Below are 16249 nucleotides of genomic sequence, written 5' to 3'. Positions count from 1 at the left end.
GGTTTGCCCTGAAAATTGCCCTCTTCATTTTTGCCCACACCCTCCACCAAGCCGGCCTATAGCCCGCAACTTGGGTTAGCTAACTTTCCCATACAACGGGATAGGCTCACCTTTTGACTGAGCCTGCGCGTAGTGTGCGGCAAGAGCGGTGCGGAACAGCGGCGTGCGCTTAATCAGCAATAATGTTCCAGGCGGAATTTCATCGTCCGCATCATTAGCGTTGAAAGTGCCTTGGTCGGTGGTGTATTGGAGGTAATAATGCGCCTGCCTCCGGGAGTGGCGGCTGCCCCCACTATGGTAGACTTCCAATTCTGCGCGCTGCACCCTTTCCGGGCTTTCGCGAGCCAACAGATAGTCCCCCATTACCCCAAGGCAGATTATAAGGGCCGCAATTAATATGGGCCGGAACAGGCGATAAAAACGGGCGTGCTCCGCATCGTAGTCCGTAACGGTGACCGTTGCGACCCGTCGGGGTGCGTGGAAGCCGCGGGCAGCGGCATCCCGTCGGCGGCCTGGGGACGCACCCAGCTCGGAAGTAAACGCCTTGCTGTGCAGCGTCCTGTCGTAGGCCTGCCGCCGGGCCGGGTCGCTTAGCGTATCGTAAGCCGCAATTACGGCCAGGTAGCGGCCGTGGGCAACTGGGTCGGGTGTACGGTCGGGGTGAGTAAGCAGCACGAGCCGGCGGTAGGCCCGGCGAATGTCATCTTGGCTTGCGGTTTCGGGCAGCTCGAGGGCCTGGTAGTGAGTCATGGGCGGGTGCTAGGCGGCCTTCAGGAGCTGCATTACTTCGGCCACCTGGTCGAGCACCCGACGCTGCGCCAGCTCCAGCAGGCGGCGGTTTATTTCCGGGCGGTGGGCGCGGTAGAATTGGTATTCCGCACTGGTAAACATGCCCGATACCAGGCCAATGATGCTGTAGCGCAGCTTGGTGTTGCGGGCCAGCAGCTCAGCCAGCTGCCGCTCCTGGTCGGCCACGGCCAGCCGGGGCAATGGCATGTGGTGGTCGTGCACAAAATCGGCTACTACCTGCAGCAGCAGCTCATTTTGTAGCTTCAGCACCGGGCGTAGGGTAGTGTGCAGAAAATGCCCCGCGGAAGGAGCATCCTGCTCAGGCGCAGCGCTGATAACGGGACGCAGCGCCAGCAGGGCTTCATCGGCTCGGGTAGGGGAGGGTAGTGGGCTAATGCTCATGAGGGGCAGCGCAGCTAAACGCTTGGGAATGCAATGTACTCTTACAACAAAAATCCCCCGGCCTTGTGAGCCAGGGGACTTTCATATTCAACTAAATCCGGGCGGTGGCATCTTGTCCGCTGCCGGGTCCGGCAGCGGGCAACTACCAATCAGCAGGTATTAGTGCTGCACCTGCACCTTGGTGGCAAACGTGCCGGTGCTGGTAGTTACCTGCACCACGTAGAGGCCGGGAGCCAGCGAGCTTACGTTGAGCTCCACGCCGCGCTGCAGGTCAGCAATCGGGGCAGTGGTCGACTGGGCTACACGGCCCAGGGCATCGCGCAGTACAATCTGTACGGGCGTGGTGCTGCTAAGCTGGGTGCGCACAATGAGCTGGTGATGAGCCGGGTTGGGGTAGGCCTGCACCAGGCTGCCCTTGGCAGCGGCAATTTCATCTTTGTTGGCCGTCACGATATTCACCGTGGTGGGGTTCATCATCGGGGCGGGCATCACGCCGGGGGGCATGTCGAACGCTTCGCTGATGCCGTTGCGGGTAGGGTTGCCAGCCGGGTTGCGGATGCCCTGCAGGGCACTGTAGCCCATGCCGCGGCGGGCAAACGTGGTCCAGATAAGAGCCGAGTTTCTGCCGCCGTTGGCAATGCTGTCGGCCCGCAGGATGGCGTCGCGTCCGTCCAGCATGCCCGGGTTGCACACCTGCAGCTTGCAGCCGTCCAGCACCAGCTTCAGGAATACGTTGTTGCCCCCGTTGGTAGCCAGGAAATTGGGGTTGAAGCCGTAGCGGTAGATAAACTGCCAGTTCAGGTCCCACAGAACGCCGGCCCATACTTCACCCAGGTTGTGGGTTTCGTTGTACTGGGGAGTAGCCACGATGCCGTAGGTATGGTTGTTCAGCGTCATGTTGTCGGTGTAGGGCTTGATGCGGATACCCGGGCCAGTAGCGGCCTGCTGGCCCACTACATAGGCACCGATGAAGCGCGGGGTAGCGCCGGTTACACCGCCGGGGTTAGCGGTAGTTGCTACGTTGGCCGTCGTCATCCACAAGCCGAAGAAGTCGCTCCAGCCTTCACCCATGGTCTGGAAGGTGTTGGTGCCGTCGCTGGTTACCAGGCAGCTGGAGTTGTTGGGGCCACCGGTAAGACGGTTGGAGATGCCGTGGCCCAGCTCGTGGGTTACGATGCCATTCTCGAAGGAGCCGTCGAAGTTGGGCTGGCCGTTGGCGCAGCCGGTTACCGTGGTGCCGGCCGCCAGGGCCTGCCGCACAGCCGCGCCATCTACCCCGCGCAGGAAGAGGGCCGGAATGCGAATGCCTACCGTATCGGCGCCGCCGGTCATGTTGGAGATGGTGGTGTTCGTCGCTACCGAGTCGATGATAATGGCCATGATGGCGCCGTTGTCCTGGGCGCGCTTGATTTTGCCGGCAAACGAGCTGGTGGTGCGGTTGGGGCCCAGCTGCACGCAGCCGCCGCGCATAATCACGGCAATCTTGCCGGCCACAGCGGCGGCGTTTACGTAGGGCGTGGCGCAGCCGTGCAGGCCGTTGTTGCCCGATACGCCGTCGTTCACCAATACCATGTTACCGCAAACCGGTCCTACATCGACCAGGCTGCGGCCAAACACGGTGGAGCCGGCCTGATAGGTGCCCGCCAGGCTGGCCGGGGCGCTGATGGTCAGCGAAGCCCGCCGCGGGTTGTCCCACAGGTACATCTGCATGCGGCCGGACGTACCATCGGGCGGGGTGCTGAAGTTGGCATTGTTGGTGCCGCCGCCGTCCTGGGCTTCGGCCCGCACGGGGTCGTTGCCCAGCCCCTGGGTGCCGAAGTTCTTGTACTGGAAGTTGCCAGACGCTTCGTTAAAGCCTTTGGAGGCCATCACGTCGTGCAGCATGTTGTTCCAGTAGAACAGGTTCACCACGCTGGCGTTGACGTTGCGGCGCGGGTTGGCGGCCGGGTCGAAGGGGAAGTCGAAGTCCAGCGTTGCGCCGCCGTCCGGCGAGTTGGTGTTGGAGTAGAGGTTCCCCGTATTGGCGTTGTCGTCGTAGGCCGCTACGTTGTTGCCGCGGGTGAACTGGTAGCCGGAGCGGGCATAGACGGCCGCGAAGAACGGGGGCGTCATTGCCGGGGCCTGGCTGGTTTGCCAGCCATAAGGCGACCAGGCGTTGATGCCGTCGCTCAGCGATACGCTGCTGCGCGGGCCGGAGAGGGGGCTTTCGGCCGGCACCTTCCAGACCGTCATGCTGTTGGGGGCGCTGATGCCGCGGGTGGCGGCCGGAGCCGTCACGTGGCTGTGGCTGCCTACTGATGCTGTCTGCTGGCTTACGGCACGGCTGTTCAGCTGCTGGAAGGTGGTGGCTTCCGATACCACGTAGTCGTGCTTGTAGAGCAGGCGGCCGGTGCGGGCGTCCACCAGCACGTTCCAGTGGTGCTGCTGGTCGAGCTCGGCGATGGTTACGCTCCAGGCCAGGTGCAGGGTGCTGCGGTTCAGCGGGTCGGGGAAGTAGAACAGGCGTACCGGAATGTTGTGCTCCGAGATGCCGCCGTTGTTGAACTCCAGCCCATCGGCGGGGCGTGCTTCGCGCACCAGCGTGAGGCCGGCCGGGCGGGGCAGGCCCAGAGCTACCGAAGCCGCCACTACGGCCTGCTCAGCCGTCAGGCCAGGCGTGGCAGCCGGAGCCAGGCGGGTAGCATTAGGCACGAAGCTCTGATTGGCCCACACCGGCTTGCCGCTACGGTCGGTATGAACGGCACCCACAGCGCCGAATACTTCCACGCCATTCACCCGCTGCCGCAGGTAGGTGTGGGCTACGCCGTTGTCTTCCCGGTAATAGTTGGTGATGGCCGGCTGAGCTACATCGGTTTCGCTAAGGCCATTGCGCTGGGCCTGGCTGGCGAAGTACGACAGGCTTTGGGCCGAAGGCTCGCCTACCTGGGCCTGGCTGGTGGCGGGTGCCATCCCGGCCAGCAGCGAACCAACTAGCAGTGAACCGCTAAAAGCCCGCGGAAAAGGGGAAAATTTTACCATGTGAGAAGTGTAAAAAGCGGCAATTGTGGGAATTAAGTGAGGAATACAAAATCGTCCCTAAAATTAGGGAAAAACCGGCATTTTTCATATACTCGGGTTGTGGTGTGCCGGCGTTGCCTGTATTACTGCCGGGCGGCAAACACGCCCAGCTTGCTCAGCACATCCCAAAGCACCACGCCCGCCGCTACGCTCACATTCAGCGAGTGCTTGGTGCCCAGCTGGGGAATCTCCACGGCTGCGTCGCACATGGCCAGTACGGCGTCGTCGACGCCAAATACCTCGTTGCCCATGACCAAGGCCACGGGCCGCCCGGCCGCGGGCCGAAACTGAGGAAGCGGCACACTGCCGGTGGTTTGCTCTACCGCCACCACCTGGTAGCCGGCCTGCTGCAGGGTTGCAATGGCGCTGGTGGTTTCTGCGGCGTGCTCCCAGGCTACTGATTCTTCGCTACCCAGCGCCGTTTTGGTGATTTCACGCTGCGGGGGGCGCCCGGTAATGCCGCAAAGCCATACTTTCTCCAGCCCAAAAGCGTCGGCGGTGCGGAATACGGCCCCCACATTATGCAGGCTGCGCACGTTGTCGAGCACCAGCACAACGGGGCTTTTGGGCGTACTTTTGAAGTCGGCTACCGTGGCACGGTTCAACTCCGCCATAGTAAGTTTTCGCATGGGCTGAAGCGCGAACTTTGTGGTTCGCTTTAGTAGTTTCCAGTTGCTGGTTTCCGGGTGCTTGTTGTGGTTTTGTTTCTTGTTGAAACGACAATCAGAAACAGGGAACAAGAAACCAGGAACTCCTTCTGCCGCGAAGTTCTGCTACCCGGCCCGTATTCTCTCACCTTTCTTCGATGCCCCGCCACCAGCGTGGGCGCCCTGTTGTTTTGTCCAGAGCCAAAAAAGAGTTTGTCATCAAGTCCGTCGGTCCCGAGCATACCACCCCCAGCCCGGCCTTCGACACGCCCCTGATGAAGCAGTACTACCAGCTGAAGCAGCAGCACCCCGGGGCCCTGCTGCTGTTTCGGGTGGGCGACTTCTATGAAACCTTCGGCGAAGATGCCGTCACGGCCAGCCGCATTCTCGACATCACCCTCACCAAGCGCGGGGCCGGTACCACCTCGGAAGTAGCCCTGGCCGGCTTCCCGCACCATGCCCTCGACAACTACCTGCCCAAGCTGGTGCGGGCCGGGCAGCGCGTGGCCATCTGCGACCAGCTCGAAGACCCCAAGCAGGCCAAAGGCCTGGTGAAGCGCGGCATCACCGAGCTGGTGACACCCGGCCTGAGCATGCACGACAACGTGCTGGAGCGCCGCGCCAACAACTACCTCGCAGCCATTCACTTTGGCAAGCAGGAGGCCGGTATTTCGTTTCTCGACATCAGCACCGGCGAGTTCCTGGTGGCGCAGGGCGACCGGGCCTACCTGGGCAAGCTGCTGCAGAACTTCAGCCCGGCTGAGGTGCTGTTCTGCAAGAAAAGCCGCAGCGAGTTCGAGCAGCATTTCGGGCCCGACTACTGCACCTATGCCCTGGATGAGTGGGTATTCGGCAGCGACTACGCCCACGACACCCTCACGCGGCATTTCAACACCACGTCGCTGAAAGGCTTCGGCGTCGACAACCTCAAGGAAGGGATTATCGCGGCCGGCTGCATCATGCACTACCTGGCCGAAACCAAGCACGCCGAGCTGGGCCACGTGGCCAGCCTGGGCCGCCTGGAAGAAGACAAGTACGTGTGGCTGGACCGCTTCACCGTGCGCAACCTGGAGCTCACCCAGGCCCAGCACCCCGGCGGCGTGCCCCTTATCGATATTCTCGACCAGACCCTTACGCCCATGGGCGCGCGCCTGCTGCGCAAGTGGGTGGTGCTGCCCCTCAAGGAAGTCAGCCAGATTCAGCGCCGCCTCGACACGGTGGCTGCCCTGGTGGCCGACGAAGACCTGCTCGGTGACCTTACCCTGCACCTGCGCCAGATAAACGACCTGGAGCGCCTGATTAGCAAGGTGGCCGTGCGCCGGGTAAATCCCCGCGAGCTATTGCAGCTGGCCCGGGCCCTCGAGGCCATCGCGCCCATGCGCGAGCGGCTGGCCGGCTCCGGCGTGAAAGCCCTGGTGAAGCTGGCCGACCAGCTCAACCCCTGCCAGCGCCTGCGCGAGGAAATCCTCACCAAAGTAAAGCCCGACGCGCCCCTGCTCACCAACCAGGGCGGCGTTCTCAACAGCGGCGTCGACACCGAGCTCGACGAGCTGCGGGCCCTGGCTTTCTCGGGCAAAGACTACCTGCTGCAGCTGCAGCAGCGCGAGCAGCGCAACACCGGCATCTCCTCGCTGCGCGTGGCTTACAACAAGGTGTTCGGCTACTACCTTGAAGTAACCAACGCCCACAAAGACAAGGTGCCCGCCTCCTGGATTCGCAAGCAGACCCTGGTGAATGCCGAGCGCTACGTAACCGAGGAGCTGAAAACCTACGAGGAGAAAATCCTCAACGCTGAAGAAAAGCTGTTCGTGATTGAGCAGCGCATTTACAACGAGCTGGTGCTGGCGGCCCTGGACTTTGTGCCCCACATCCAGCAGAATGCCCGCGCCATTGGGGTGATGGATTGCCTCGCTTCGTTTGCCCTCACGGCCCGGCAGCAGCGCTACGTGCAGCCCGTAGTGAACGACGGCACCGTGCTCGACATCAAAGCCGGCCGCCACCCCGTGATTGAGCGCCAGCTGCCGCCCGGCGAAAGCTACATTCCCAACGACATCTGCCTCGACCAGGAAGAGCAGCAGATTGTGGTGATTACCGGGCCCAACATGGCCGGCAAGTCGGCTTTGCTGCGCCAGACGGCCCTTATCGTGCTGCTGGCCCAGATTGGGTCCTTCGTGCCGGCCGATGCTGCTACCGTAGGCATCATCGACAAGATTTTCACCCGCGTGGGTGCCTCCGATAACCTGAGCAAGGGCGAAAGCACCTTCATGGTGGAGATGACCGAGACGGCCTCCATCCTCAACAACCTGTCGGACCGCAGCCTGGTGCTGATGGATGAGATTGGGCGCGGCACCAGCACCTACGACGGCATCAGCATTGCCTGGGCCATTGTGGAGCACCTGCACAACAACCCCAAAGCCAAAGCAAAAACGCTGTTTGCCACCCACTACCACGAGCTCAACCAACTGGCCGACGACTGCCCGCGGGTGCGCAACTACAACGTGGCCGTGCGCGAGGCCGATGGCCGCATCCTGTTCCTGCGCAAGCTGCAGGCCGGCGGCTCCGAGCACAGCTTCGGCATTCACGTAGCCCGCCTGGCCGGCATGCCCACCTCGGTGGTGCTGCGGGCCAACGAAATCATGCACCACCTTGAGCAGGAGCGCACCAGCACCGCCGTCGATGCCGATGTTTCTACGGAGTTCGACGACGTGCTGCAGGGCCTAAGCCCGGCGGCAGCCGCGGCAAATGCTGCCGGAGCCGCAGCCCCCAAGCCCCGGGCTACTTCGGCCGTGGCCACCGCCCCGCGCCCCACCCTGCAGCTGAGCATGTTCGAGCCCAGCGACCCGGCCCTGGAACGTATCCGCGAGCTGCTCCAACACCTCGACATCAACACGCTTACCCCCATCGAGGCGCTGATGAAGCTGAATGAGCTGAAGCTGGTATTAGGGAAAGGTTAAATTTTTCGGCCTGAGAATGAGGAAAAAAGGGCTATAGCACGAAAATTTCCATGCTCAGTGCTTGACATGAGTCAAAACGCCCCTACCTTTGTATCACCATTCGCCACCGCAGCAGCGGTAGCGGCCTCAAGCGAGAGTAGCTCAGTTGGTAGAGCGCGACCTTGCCAAGGTCGAGGTCGCGAGTTCGAACCTCGTCTCCCGCTCCAAAAACAAAAAAGACGTTGCTTTGCCGCAACGTCTTTTTTGTTTTCATCCTGCTGTATGGCCCAACAATCCAAAGTAAGCGAAGCTGCCTTGCGGGCTGCTGTAGCCGATAGCTTGGCGCTGGCCCAGGTTTATTGTAAAGCTGGGGCTGATTCCGGCTGGTGGTAACTACAAAACAGTTCAAGAAAAAATAAAGGCCTTTGGAATTGACACCAGCCATTTCACAGGTGCTGCTTGGAATCAAGGGAAGCGCTACCGGGCTTTTGGCAAGTACCCAGACTTAGCAGAGCTTCTTGTTGACGGCTCAACCTGCCAATCTTTTAAGCTGAAAAACAGACTTCTTAAAGCAGGACTGCTGCAAAAAAGCTGTTCATCGTGCGGCCTTACTCAATGGCTAAATAAGCCAATTCCATTAGAACTGGACCATATTAATGGGTTTAGGACTGATAACCGTATCGAAAATTTGCGTTTACTTTGTCCAAATTGCCATGCGCTGACCGATACATACCGTGGTAAGAACCAAAAGCGCGGCAGCGTTTCCAAACATGCCGGAGTGGTGGAATAGGTAGACACGCGGCACTTAAAATGCCGTTTCCGTAAGGAAGTACGGGTTCGATTCCCGTCTCTGGTACGCTTAAAAACCCTGTTTCCAGCCTGGAAACAGGGTTTTTTCTTGACTTAAAAATTTTTATCACAGCTTTTCAACGCGGCCGTGTTTGATTCAGACTATATCCCCCGGCTGTTCGATGCCGACGGAGACGTAAGCAAGCGCTGGTACATTGACTTCCGAATTTGGGACACCGACAAGGGAGAATTTGTGCGCAAGCAGTATACGGGCATGAACAAGCACAAAACCTTGTCAGCCCGCCGGCAGGCTGCAAAAAAGAAGTTGGCTGAAATCAAGCAACTCCTGAAGGACGGGTACACGGCCGGCAAGTCCCACCTGGACCACGTAAGCGGGCTGGACTGGCAGAAGGTGACGGTTAGCGAAGCCATTGCGTATATCCGGGACCAGAAACGGCTTCGGCGCGGTATTGAGGAATATAACCGGCTGCTGCGCCGACTCGGGAAAGGAGAGTATACCACGTTGGGCACTATGCCGGTCCGGCTGGTGCGGCCCCTGCACGTCGCGGGCTTTATGGCCTACCTAAACCAACGCACCAAGCGGAACGGGGAACTGATTGGACCAAAGAGCTATAATCATTACCGCAACACCCTGAGCACTGTGTTTAACCGGCTCGTGGTGCTGGAAGCCGTACCGAAAAACCCCTGCCTGGGTATCGAGCGCCTGCAGGTTGCCCCCTCCCCAATGCACCTGCCTTATTCCAACGAGCAGCGCGCGGCCGTGCGCGCTGAGCTGGAGCGCCGGGGCGACTACCAAATGCTGCTGTACATCAGCTTTATCTACTACTGCTTTATTCGCAGCGGGGGCGAATTGCGGCTGCTGCGCGTGCGGGACCTGCACGCAAAAACGGTGTTAGTGCCGGCTGCGCGGGCCAAGAACGACCAGGCCGAACACATTGCTATCCCTTCCAAGCTGGAAGAAATGATTCAGCAGTACCGCTTGCGCGAGTACCCCCCGGACTATTACGTATTCACCCACGACGGGCACCCAGGCCCGAAGCCGGTCGGGCCGAACTACTTTCCCTTGCGCCACCGACGCATTTTGCGGCTGGCCGGCATTGTGGACGAGGCGCACACCATCTACGGCTACAAGCATACCGGCGCGGTGAACCTTTACCTGGCCACCAATGATATTGAGCTAGTCCGCCGGCATTGCCGGCACGCCCACGCCGGCATTACGGCTACCTACCTGCGCGGCTTGGGCGCGTTGCACGACGGGGAAGCCGTTGATGCCATTCCCGATTTTTGACAGCGCGGCCGACGCCTGCAGGCGTCGGCCGCGTTCCCCAGGGCGAAGGAAGTGACAGCAATTCACCCAGGGCGCCGGCTGCGCAGCGCGAATGTTTGACAGCGTTTCTACCTGGTGCAGCAGCTGGCCAGCTCAAAAAATGACAGCACCACTTGGCCCCAAGTTTGCGTAAGCCATTGGATTAATACCCTGCACTATGTCACGAAAGAAAAAGCTGCCACGGCCCTACTTCTGGCCAGAAGAAACGGTGCACTATCCGCCGGTTATCGTGAACGTCTCCACTGGTGGACAATACGCCCCGGTCGAGTTGGCCCCTGAACTGTTGCCCGCGCCCGGCACTACATCAAGCCCCGGTCGAGCAAACTAACGTAGCCCGCCTGGGTAATAATCAAGCTGTCCATCAACGTCAGGTTGAGTGTTTTGCAAGCCTCCTTTAAGGTGGCCGTAAAATTCACGTCTGCCTGTGAGGGGGTGAGCGAACCGCTGGGGTGATTGTGCGCAACGAACAAGGTGCCGGCTAAGCACTTCAACGCGGCTCCCAGCAGCAAGCGCACATCGATTTGCACGGACGCGGTGCCGCCCACTGTATGCTTGTAGTAGCCCAGCATTACCCCCGAGCCCGTCAGGAAGAGGGCATAAAAGGATTCCTGCACGTCCAGCGTTTTCTTGTCCCAGACTTCGCGGAACATGTCGGCCACATCGACCGACGATGTGAGGGCCCGCGCCGGGCTAAAGCGGCGTTTGCGATACGAGACCGTGATTTCCGGCACGTTCATTTCGTCCAACCGCTCCGGCTCTATCTTCATGCCCCCTTTTAACCCGTCAATGGTATACACCGTTGTACCGGTCGGCCAGACATAGGGGCGCGGCTGTGCGGCCCCAAACAAGCCCGGCGCGGCTTCAGCCTGGCCCAAATCCCGGCGCAGCCGCTGCATTTCCAAGTCTATCAGCTGGCCTTGCTCTTTCAGTGTTTCTCGCTCCGAGTCAGTGTAAACACGTAGGCCCCGGTCGGTCGTGCGCAGCCGCTGGGTAATCGTTTCGCGGTATTTGGCCAGTAGCTCCAATTCCTTATAAGCCGTGGCCTGTGGGCCGCGTTTGGCCAAATCGTCCAAGGTGACACAGCCGCCCCGGTCGCACTCGGGGAAAAGCCGGGGCTTGCCCCATGCCAGGCGCTTCTTTACTACTTCCTCAAAATCGGCCCGGCTGGTGCGCTGGTGCTTTGCGTCCGAGTAGAAGAAGTTGAAGCAGTCCGTCTCGTGGGTGTTGCTCATTTCCGGGTACTGGCTGCGCAGCTGCCCTACCCATAAGGCAAACTTTTCGAGGTAGGGGAATTCGGAGCGGTTGTCCTGGCCAAGTGTGGCCACAAACAGCCCGGCCGGGTCCAAGTGGCTCCACGCCTCCAGCTTCGCGTGCTTGCCCTTAAACGCCTGGCTGAGCTGGCTTTTCTTCGCTGGCTTCAGGTTGCGGGCTTCGTCTCCGTCGCGCATCAACCGGTAAGCGGTCAGGTCTTCGACCAGGTTCTCTGCAGTCGCGGCCCGGTTGGCATCCACGCGGGCAAACTGAATGGCTTCGGCTTCGGTGCCGGCAAAGAAACGGGCCGGGATGGTGCGGGCCTTGCGCCGGCGCATGCCTTCGTACCGGCTGTGCCCGCTGAGCATGAAGGCCCGGCCGTTTTGCGCCGGGTCGCGCCACAATACAACGGGGTCGAACTTGTTGGGGTCGTAGTGCCGGGCTACGGCTTCGGCGCTTAGCTCGCTGAAGGCGTCCGTGCGATTCTGGAAGCGGGCCGGGTCCAGGTGGATTTCACCCATGGAAAATTCCACGGCTACGCAGTCGGTCGGCTCACCCACCGGCCCGGCGTCGCACTTGCCCCCGCACGAGGGGCACCCAATGGCGCCGTGCTGCCGGGCATATAACACTTCGACCGCGGCCGCTGTGCGGGCCAGGCCGGCGCGCTCAGCGGCCACGGCCACCAGGTTCTTGTAATCAGGGTCGGCTTCGCTGAATCCTGCTTGGCGCTGTAGCGCTAATTGCTTGCCGTAGGGGAGCCGGTTGAACCAGGCTTGATAAGAAGGAAAGTCCATGCTGTCAGTTTTGCCGGCTGCAGCGGCGCTGGCCAGCTGGTAATGCTGTCAAATTTTCGTCGACGTCGGCCAGGCCCGGGCGCGTTTTGCTGTCACGCTTTTTCCCTCGAGGAACGCTCCAGTAAAAAAGCCGGCTTTTTTTGCTGTCAGATGCCGGCGCCTGGCGCACCGGTGGGCAGCTGATCAGGCGCGGCCGTGCTGTCATAACTGGTCCCGGCTGCAGGCGGACCGCCGGCCCGCCCGTAGAGCAGGAACGGAATAACCAGCACGGCGTACGGCTGAATGTCGGCCAGCGTGGCCTTGCCCGCAAAGACAAAGCCGAGTAGTGCAGCCATGAACAAGATGCCCCACAGCGTGCTAACGGGATGGGCGCCGATGTTTTTCAGGTTAAAGCTCATGGATGTCTACCCCTAGCCGGGCGTAAATAATTTTGTCCAATGCGGTCAGAATGCGGTGCAACCGGCCGTTCTCGTCTTCTAGCTTGCCTACCCGGTCACTCAGGAAGTCGTTAAGCTGGGCTTGCGCCTTCCGGTCTTCTTTAAGCCCGGCTACTTCGCCCGTAAGGGTTTCTACCGTTTTGTCCAGCTGGCGCATTACCCGGACCAAAAGAAACCCCATTAGCCCAAGTACAATGCTGGCTACTGTCTCTGCTGAAAATTCCATTGTTTCAGCGGCTAGGGTTGTTCGGGCATTGGATCCGGCTCTAAGCTGGGATCGAAGTCCAAATTGCGTATCGGCTTGGTAAGCGGGAACTCGTCTACAATCTCCCGGCCGCTCGTGCCATCGGCAAACGTGAGCAACAACGGGGAATCAATGGTGAAGCCCGGCTCCCCTTTTACCTCCAGTTCCTTGCCGGCCGGCACGGAGATATCGCCCACCATGACCGTGTTCAGGCCCTGATTCAGCAGCCGGGCTGCAAAGCAATTGAGCACCAGCGAACCGCTTACGCGCACGGTCTCCGTGGTAATAAGCAGTCGCTTGCCCTCCAGTACCTGTCGAACCACCACCAGGCGGTTGCCGGCCGGACTGCCCAACCGGGACGGGCGGAATATCGCGAACACGTTCTTCATCTCGATACCGTTGCCTAGCATGGTGGCGCCTGGCTCCTGATAGTAGAACGGTGCCCATGCCGGGATATATTCTTCTCCTGGCTGCAGCTCTGTGGCAGTGAATCCTGTAATGGCCAGGCTGAGGTTTTCAGTGGCGATTGTACCCCCTTTTTGTACCCACAATATCACCGCCGTGCTGCCTACATTCTTGAAATAAATCGGCACGCCGCCTTGTCCGCTTATGCCGCCCGTTTCTTCAACGTCGGTAAAGCGGGGGCCTTCGTTCTGGTCCTGGATGTATAAAACACGTAACCTATTCATCGTTCTCTGTTTGCTTGTTCTGCGATAAATACCACCAAACCAGGCCGGCTATGGCTATTAAACCGGCTCCTGCTGATGCCCCTCCGACGGGCGTAATGCCGGCGCGTCGGGCTTGGTCGAGGGCACCAGCGGCAACTTTTTTCCCAGCTGCGCTACCATCGTCACCAGCTTGTTGGCGTACTGGTTATCCGTGGCATACCCAGCAGCTGCAATCCGCCGGCAGAACTCGGCCGGGTCTTTCGTTTGAAATGCGGCCCGGTAGCGGGGATTGTCGCGCAAAAACTTGCCCCGGTCCAGGTAAGCTGCGCGGGGGGATTCGTAGGCCCGGAACCGTTGCCGCACGTGGTATTTAAACCCGCCTTGGTACGGCTCCAGCCGGATAAAATCAGCCCCGTAGCGCCCGGCCTGCTTGTTGTCCTTGTGCCATTCCCAGGTTAACTGGTCCTGCGTTGCACCGGTCCACCGCTTATCCGCCTTTACACCGAAGTAGTTGAAAAAGCGGTTTTTGTTGTCCCGGCCAGCCTCCAGCACGTGTTGCGCAAGAGTGGCCAGCGCGGGCACGCCGTAAGTGCGCTCGACCTCCAGGGCCAAGCTGTGGAATTTGCCCAGAAAGGGAATGTCCGGATGTAAAGCGGGCTTTTGCATCTTACGCGAGTAGTTTAAAGGCCAGGAATCCTACTGTAGCCCACTTTACCAGGGCGCCGGTTTCGGCCAATGGCCCACTGCCGGCTTCTTTTTCCGCCTCTACCTTGCCTTCTGCTTTGCCCTGAGCTGTGTTTTTTGCCTTCATGGCGTTTAGCTCTTCCCGCATTTTTTGGGCTTTGGCAGGGTCCGTTTTCTCGACAATGGCAATCTGTTCTGCAACAGTGGGGCACTCGGTTAAATCTTGTTCGGATTCCTTCGCGTCGCCTACATAATGCTTTTGAGCAAGTATCCACGTGACGCCAGAAACCAGCGCAATACCACCTGCTACCAACCACCAAATAGCTGCTGGTGCAATGCCAATGCCGGAAATTCCAAACCATTTTTTCGCACCCGTTGGGGTAAACTGCGCCTTTACCGCGTCGGTCTGCTGGGTTACTTTCAGGTATTTCCCTGAGCGCAACCGCTGCTGACGGGCTTGCAAGCGCGAAGTCAGGCGTTGGTGCCGGGCCTGTATCGGGGCAAGCTTTGCTTCACTTACCCCCAGCTTGCGCAGAATCACAATTTTCGCGGCTGCTTCCGCAAGCACTTTTGCTATCCGCACATCCCGCGAGATGTAGTCTTTTACTAGCCGTTCAGCCGCCTTTTCACCACCTGTAGCCAGGAGCTTCGCCGTTGGCTCGTTTTTGGTCAACAGGTCGAAGCGTACCCAGCCGGCGGCCCCTTTGGAGTCTGTTACTTCCATCCAGCCGTGCCCTTTCCCGCTGGCCGGTACCAACTGCCGGCCTGTGGCGGTGCCGAGCGGGGCCGGGCTCGATGCGGACCGAAGAATACCGCTGGTGCTCATGTCGGGTATTCCACCTTTCAATTTGCGCACCCGCACGGCTTGCCCTACGGGGTAAAGCACTTGGCCGCTATAATTAGTGTTGCTGCTAAGTTTGAACATCTTAGAGGAAGCTAACGAGGTTGTTGATTTGGGCCGGGTTCTCTTTGGCCACCTTGGCAATTTTGCGCAGCACCTCAAGGGTGCGCTCGTCGTCTTGCCCTAGGGCATCGTGCAGGGCCTGCACGGTATCATTTACTATCGCCTCCTGCTCATTTACCGGCACGGTGGGCGTAGTGGGCTGCTGTGCTGGCGCTGCAGCCGGCAGACCGGCTACGGTGCCCGGGTGCTGGGTCTTTGCGTTTTGCAGGAGCTGATTGATTTGCCCTACGGCGTTGATAAGCTTGTCCATACCGTCCGGCTGGTTCTCTTTCGATTTCAGCCGCCGAAGCTCGTCTTCGTGGTCTCGCTTTAGCCAGCGGATTTCCTGGTCGTGCTGCATTTGCTGCATTTTCAGCTGCATATCAGCCAGGGCGAACCCATCGGCGCCGGCCGTGCTGCCAACGTTGGCACCTTCGGCCACTTTCACAAACCGGAAGCTGGCCGGGTTGCGGTTGGCCGCTGAATTCTTTTTGTGCGTGACGGTGTACAGCCCAGCACCTAGCCGGGTGTAGTCACGCTCGAAGCGTTGCAAGCAGGCGTCGGGAGTGGCTGCGCCTTCGTCCTCGGGCGCGTAGGAAAGGTTGATGCCCGGCCCGGTTATCGTATAGAACCGGGCGCCGGCATCCTCCAGGGTCTCGATACAGTCTGGTAGATTCCGAAACATCGCTTATTCGTAAATAACCAGCAGGGGAATTTCCTTGTCCTTGTTGGCTGCGGCTTCGGCCGGCGTGCCAAACACAATGGCACTTTTCGTCCAATCGATTACCGCGCTCTCCAGCAAAAACACTTGCCCGGTGCCGTTGGCCTTGGGGTCCAGCAGGTACAGCGGCAGGGCGTCGTGAATCACTTCGTTGTTGCCGTTTACAAGCTGCAGAAACGCGTTGTCCAGGTTGGACGACACGGCAACGCCGTTGCTGGTTACGGCCGGGCCGGCGGGAATTCGGGCAATGATGGCCCGCACCTTGCGGCCCTCCAGCACGCTTTGATTGCCCACGGCTTGCTTCGAGTTCCCGTTCACCTTGTGGTTGATGTTCACCGAGCGGGGAATTTGGATGCCATTGTTCATGGTTGCTGTCATTAATGCCGGCGCAGCTGCGCCCGGCCTGGTTGAAATGCTGTCATTGTCGCGCACCTGGTCGCCGGCGCGGTCGGCGTTTTGCTGTCGCATTGGCCCGCCTGGCGTCGCTGCAGCGCGCAGCTCAGCGCCGGCAATGCTGTCAGCTGGCACCTCAAAAGCCCCGA

15 protein-coding genes and 2 tRNA genes are annotated in these 16249 nt (G+C 60.1%); 5 read left to right on the top strand and 12 right to left on the bottom strand.

All coding sequences use genetic code 11. From position 1 onward, the window contains the following. Window positions 1-75: 75 nt before the first annotated feature. The 4 genes from ABD919_RS19560 to ABD919_RS19545 all read right to left on the bottom strand — a co-directional run bounded on the left by ABD919_RS19560 (window position 76) and on the right by ABD919_RS19545 (window position 4877). Window positions 76-750: a J domain-containing protein gene (locus ABD919_RS19560; protein WP_345237749.1), complete on the bottom strand. Its 675-nt coding sequence runs from the start codon at window positions 748-750 to the stop codon at window positions 76-78. Between the two features lie 9 nt (window positions 751-759). Then, window positions 760-1191, bottom strand: coding sequence for a hypothetical protein (locus ABD919_RS19555; protein ID WP_345237748.1), 432 nt, complete (start codon window positions 1189-1191; stop codon window positions 760-762). Between the two features lie 159 nt (window positions 1192-1350). Then, window positions 1351-4140, bottom strand: coding sequence for a M36 family metallopeptidase (locus tag ABD919_RS19550; RefSeq protein ID WP_345237747.1), 2790 nt, complete (start codon window positions 4138-4140; stop codon window positions 1351-1353). Between the two features lie 191 nt (window positions 4141-4331). Next, the gene (locus ABD919_RS19545; protein WP_345237746.1) at window positions 4332-4877 is read right to left on the bottom strand and encodes an RNA methyltransferase; all 546 of its coding nucleotides are present in this window, start codon (window positions 4875-4877) and stop codon (window positions 4332-4334) included. Between the two features lie 293 nt (window positions 4878-5170). On the opposite strand from ABD919_RS19545, the gene mutS reads away from it, so the two are divergent. The 5 genes from mutS (at window position 5171) to ABD919_RS19525 (ending at window position 9926) form a co-directional block, all read left to right on the top strand. Continuing rightward, window positions 5171-7849 (top strand): DNA mismatch repair protein MutS, encoded by a 2679-nt coding sequence (gene mutS / locus ABD919_RS19540; protein WP_345237752.1) that lies wholly within the window; start codon window positions 5171-5173, stop codon window positions 7847-7849. A gap of 130 nt (window positions 7850-7979) precedes the next feature. Continuing rightward, a tRNA-Gly gene (locus ABD919_RS19535) sits at window positions 7980-8055 on the top strand. A 107-nt stretch (window positions 8056-8162) separates the two neighbouring features. Next, complete coding sequence (locus ABD919_RS24025; RefSeq protein WP_425556423.1) at window positions 8163-8618, top strand: HNH endonuclease signature motif containing protein; 456 nt, start codon at window positions 8163-8165, stop codon at window positions 8616-8618. Further along, window positions 8601-8684 (top strand) — tRNA-Leu (locus ABD919_RS19530). The genes ABD919_RS24025 and ABD919_RS19530 overlap by 18 nt, the downstream gene beginning before the upstream one ends. Before the next feature lie 81 nt (window positions 8685-8765). Further along, a complete protein-coding gene (locus tag ABD919_RS19525; RefSeq protein ID WP_345237745.1) occupies window positions 8766-9926 on the top strand; it encodes a tyrosine-type recombinase/integrase in 1161 nt (386 codons plus the stop codon). A gap of 338 nt (window positions 9927-10264) precedes the next feature. Here ABD919_RS19525 and ABD919_RS19520 read toward each other — a convergent pair whose 3' ends face one another. From ABD919_RS19520 to ABD919_RS19485, 8 genes are all read right to left on the bottom strand, one after another. Continuing rightward, window positions 10265-12010, bottom strand: a complete 1746-nt coding sequence (locus ABD919_RS19520; RefSeq protein WP_345237744.1) for a JAB domain-containing protein — start codon at window positions 12008-12010, stop codon at window positions 10265-10267. Between the two features lie 146 nt (window positions 12011-12156). Continuing rightward, window positions 12157-12408, bottom strand: coding sequence for a hypothetical protein (locus ABD919_RS19515; protein WP_345237743.1), 252 nt, complete (start codon window positions 12406-12408; stop codon window positions 12157-12159). Beyond that, window positions 12398-12628, bottom strand: a complete 231-nt coding sequence (locus ABD919_RS19510; RefSeq protein WP_345237742.1) for a hypothetical protein — start codon at window positions 12626-12628, stop codon at window positions 12398-12400. The genes ABD919_RS19515 and ABD919_RS19510 overlap by 11 nt, the downstream gene beginning before the upstream one ends. Before the next feature lie 56 nt (window positions 12629-12684). Beyond that, window positions 12685-13380, bottom strand: a complete 696-nt coding sequence (locus ABD919_RS19505) for a hypothetical protein (protein WP_345237741.1) — start codon at window positions 13378-13380, stop codon at window positions 12685-12687. A 57-nt stretch (window positions 13381-13437) separates the two neighbouring features. Further along, the gene (locus tag ABD919_RS19500; protein ID WP_345237740.1) at window positions 13438-14025 is read right to left on the bottom strand and encodes a glycoside hydrolase family 73 protein; all 588 of its coding nucleotides are present in this window, start codon (window positions 14023-14025) and stop codon (window positions 13438-13440) included. A 1-nt stretch (window position 14026) separates the two neighbouring features. Beyond that, on the bottom strand, window positions 14027-14968 hold the full coding sequence (locus tag ABD919_RS19495) for a hypothetical protein (protein WP_345237739.1): 942 nt from the start codon (window positions 14966-14968) through the stop codon (window positions 14027-14029). A gap of 1 nt (window position 14969) precedes the next feature. Then, on the bottom strand, window positions 14970-15671 hold the full coding sequence (locus ABD919_RS19490; RefSeq protein ID WP_345237738.1) for a hypothetical protein: 702 nt from the start codon (window positions 15669-15671) through the stop codon (window positions 14970-14972). Window positions 15672-15674: 3 nt separating this feature from the next. Then, entirely contained in the window at window positions 15675-16175 is a 501-nt protein-coding gene (locus tag ABD919_RS19485; RefSeq protein ID WP_345237737.1) for a hypothetical protein, read from the bottom strand. Between the last annotated feature and the right edge of the window lie 74 nt (window positions 16176-16249).

It is taken from the genome of Hymenobacter saemangeumensis, assembly GCF_039541835.1.
GTDB lineage: Bacteria > Bacteroidota > Bacteroidia > Cytophagales > Hymenobacteraceae > Hymenobacter > Hymenobacter saemangeumensis.
Note: the sequence above shows the minus strand (reverse complement) of the source record. Positions and strands in the feature narration are given on the sequence as shown.

Bases quoted from the DNA above. Each gene is read 5' to 3' on its own strand.
- ABD919_RS19490 (WP_345237738.1), bottom strand. From the start codon at position 15,671: ATGTTTCGGAATCTACCAGACTGTATCGAGACCCTGGAGGATGCCGGC.
- ABD919_RS19495 (WP_345237739.1), bottom strand. From the start codon at position 14,968: ATGTTCAAACTTAGCAGCAACACTAATTATAGCGGCCAAGTGCTTTAC.
- ABD919_RS19520 (WP_345237744.1), bottom strand. From the start codon at position 12,010: ATGGACTTTCCTTCTTATCAAGCCTGGTTCAACCGGCTCCCCTACGGC.
- ABD919_RS19545 (WP_345237746.1), bottom strand. From the start codon at position 4,877: ATGCGAAAACTTACTATGGCGGAGTTGAACCGTGCCACGGTAGCCGAC.
- ABD919_RS19515 (WP_345237743.1), bottom strand. From the start codon at position 12,408: ATGAGCTTTAACCTGAAAAACATCGGCGCCCATCCCGTTAGCACGCTG.
- ABD919_RS19560 (WP_345237749.1), bottom strand. From the start codon at position 750: ATGACTCACTACCAGGCCCTCGAGCTGCCCGAAACCGCAAGCCAAGAT.
- ABD919_RS19505 (WP_345237741.1), bottom strand. From the start codon at position 13,380: ATGAATAGGTTACGTGTTTTATACATCCAGGACCAGAACGAAGGCCCC.
- mutS (WP_345237752.1), top strand. From the start codon at position 5,171: ATGAAGCAGTACTACCAGCTGAAGCAGCAGCACCCCGGGGCCCTGCTG.
- ABD919_RS19550 (WP_345237747.1), bottom strand. From the start codon at position 4,140: ATGGCACCCGCCACCAGCCAGGCCCAGGTAGGCGAGCCTTCGGCCCAA.
- ABD919_RS19485 (WP_345237737.1), bottom strand. From the start codon at position 16,175: ATGCGACAGCAAAACGCCGACCGCGCCGGCGACCAGGTGCGCGACAAT.
- ABD919_RS19555 (WP_345237748.1), bottom strand. From the start codon at position 1,191: ATGAGCATTAGCCCACTACCCTCCCCTACCCGAGCCGATGAAGCCCTG.
- ABD919_RS19500 (WP_345237740.1), bottom strand. From the start codon at position 14,025: ATGCAAAAGCCCGCTTTACATCCGGACATTCCCTTTCTGGGCAAATTC.
- ABD919_RS19510 (WP_345237742.1), bottom strand. From the start codon at position 12,628: ATGGGGTTTCTTTTGGTCCGGGTAATGCGCCAGCTGGACAAAACGGTA.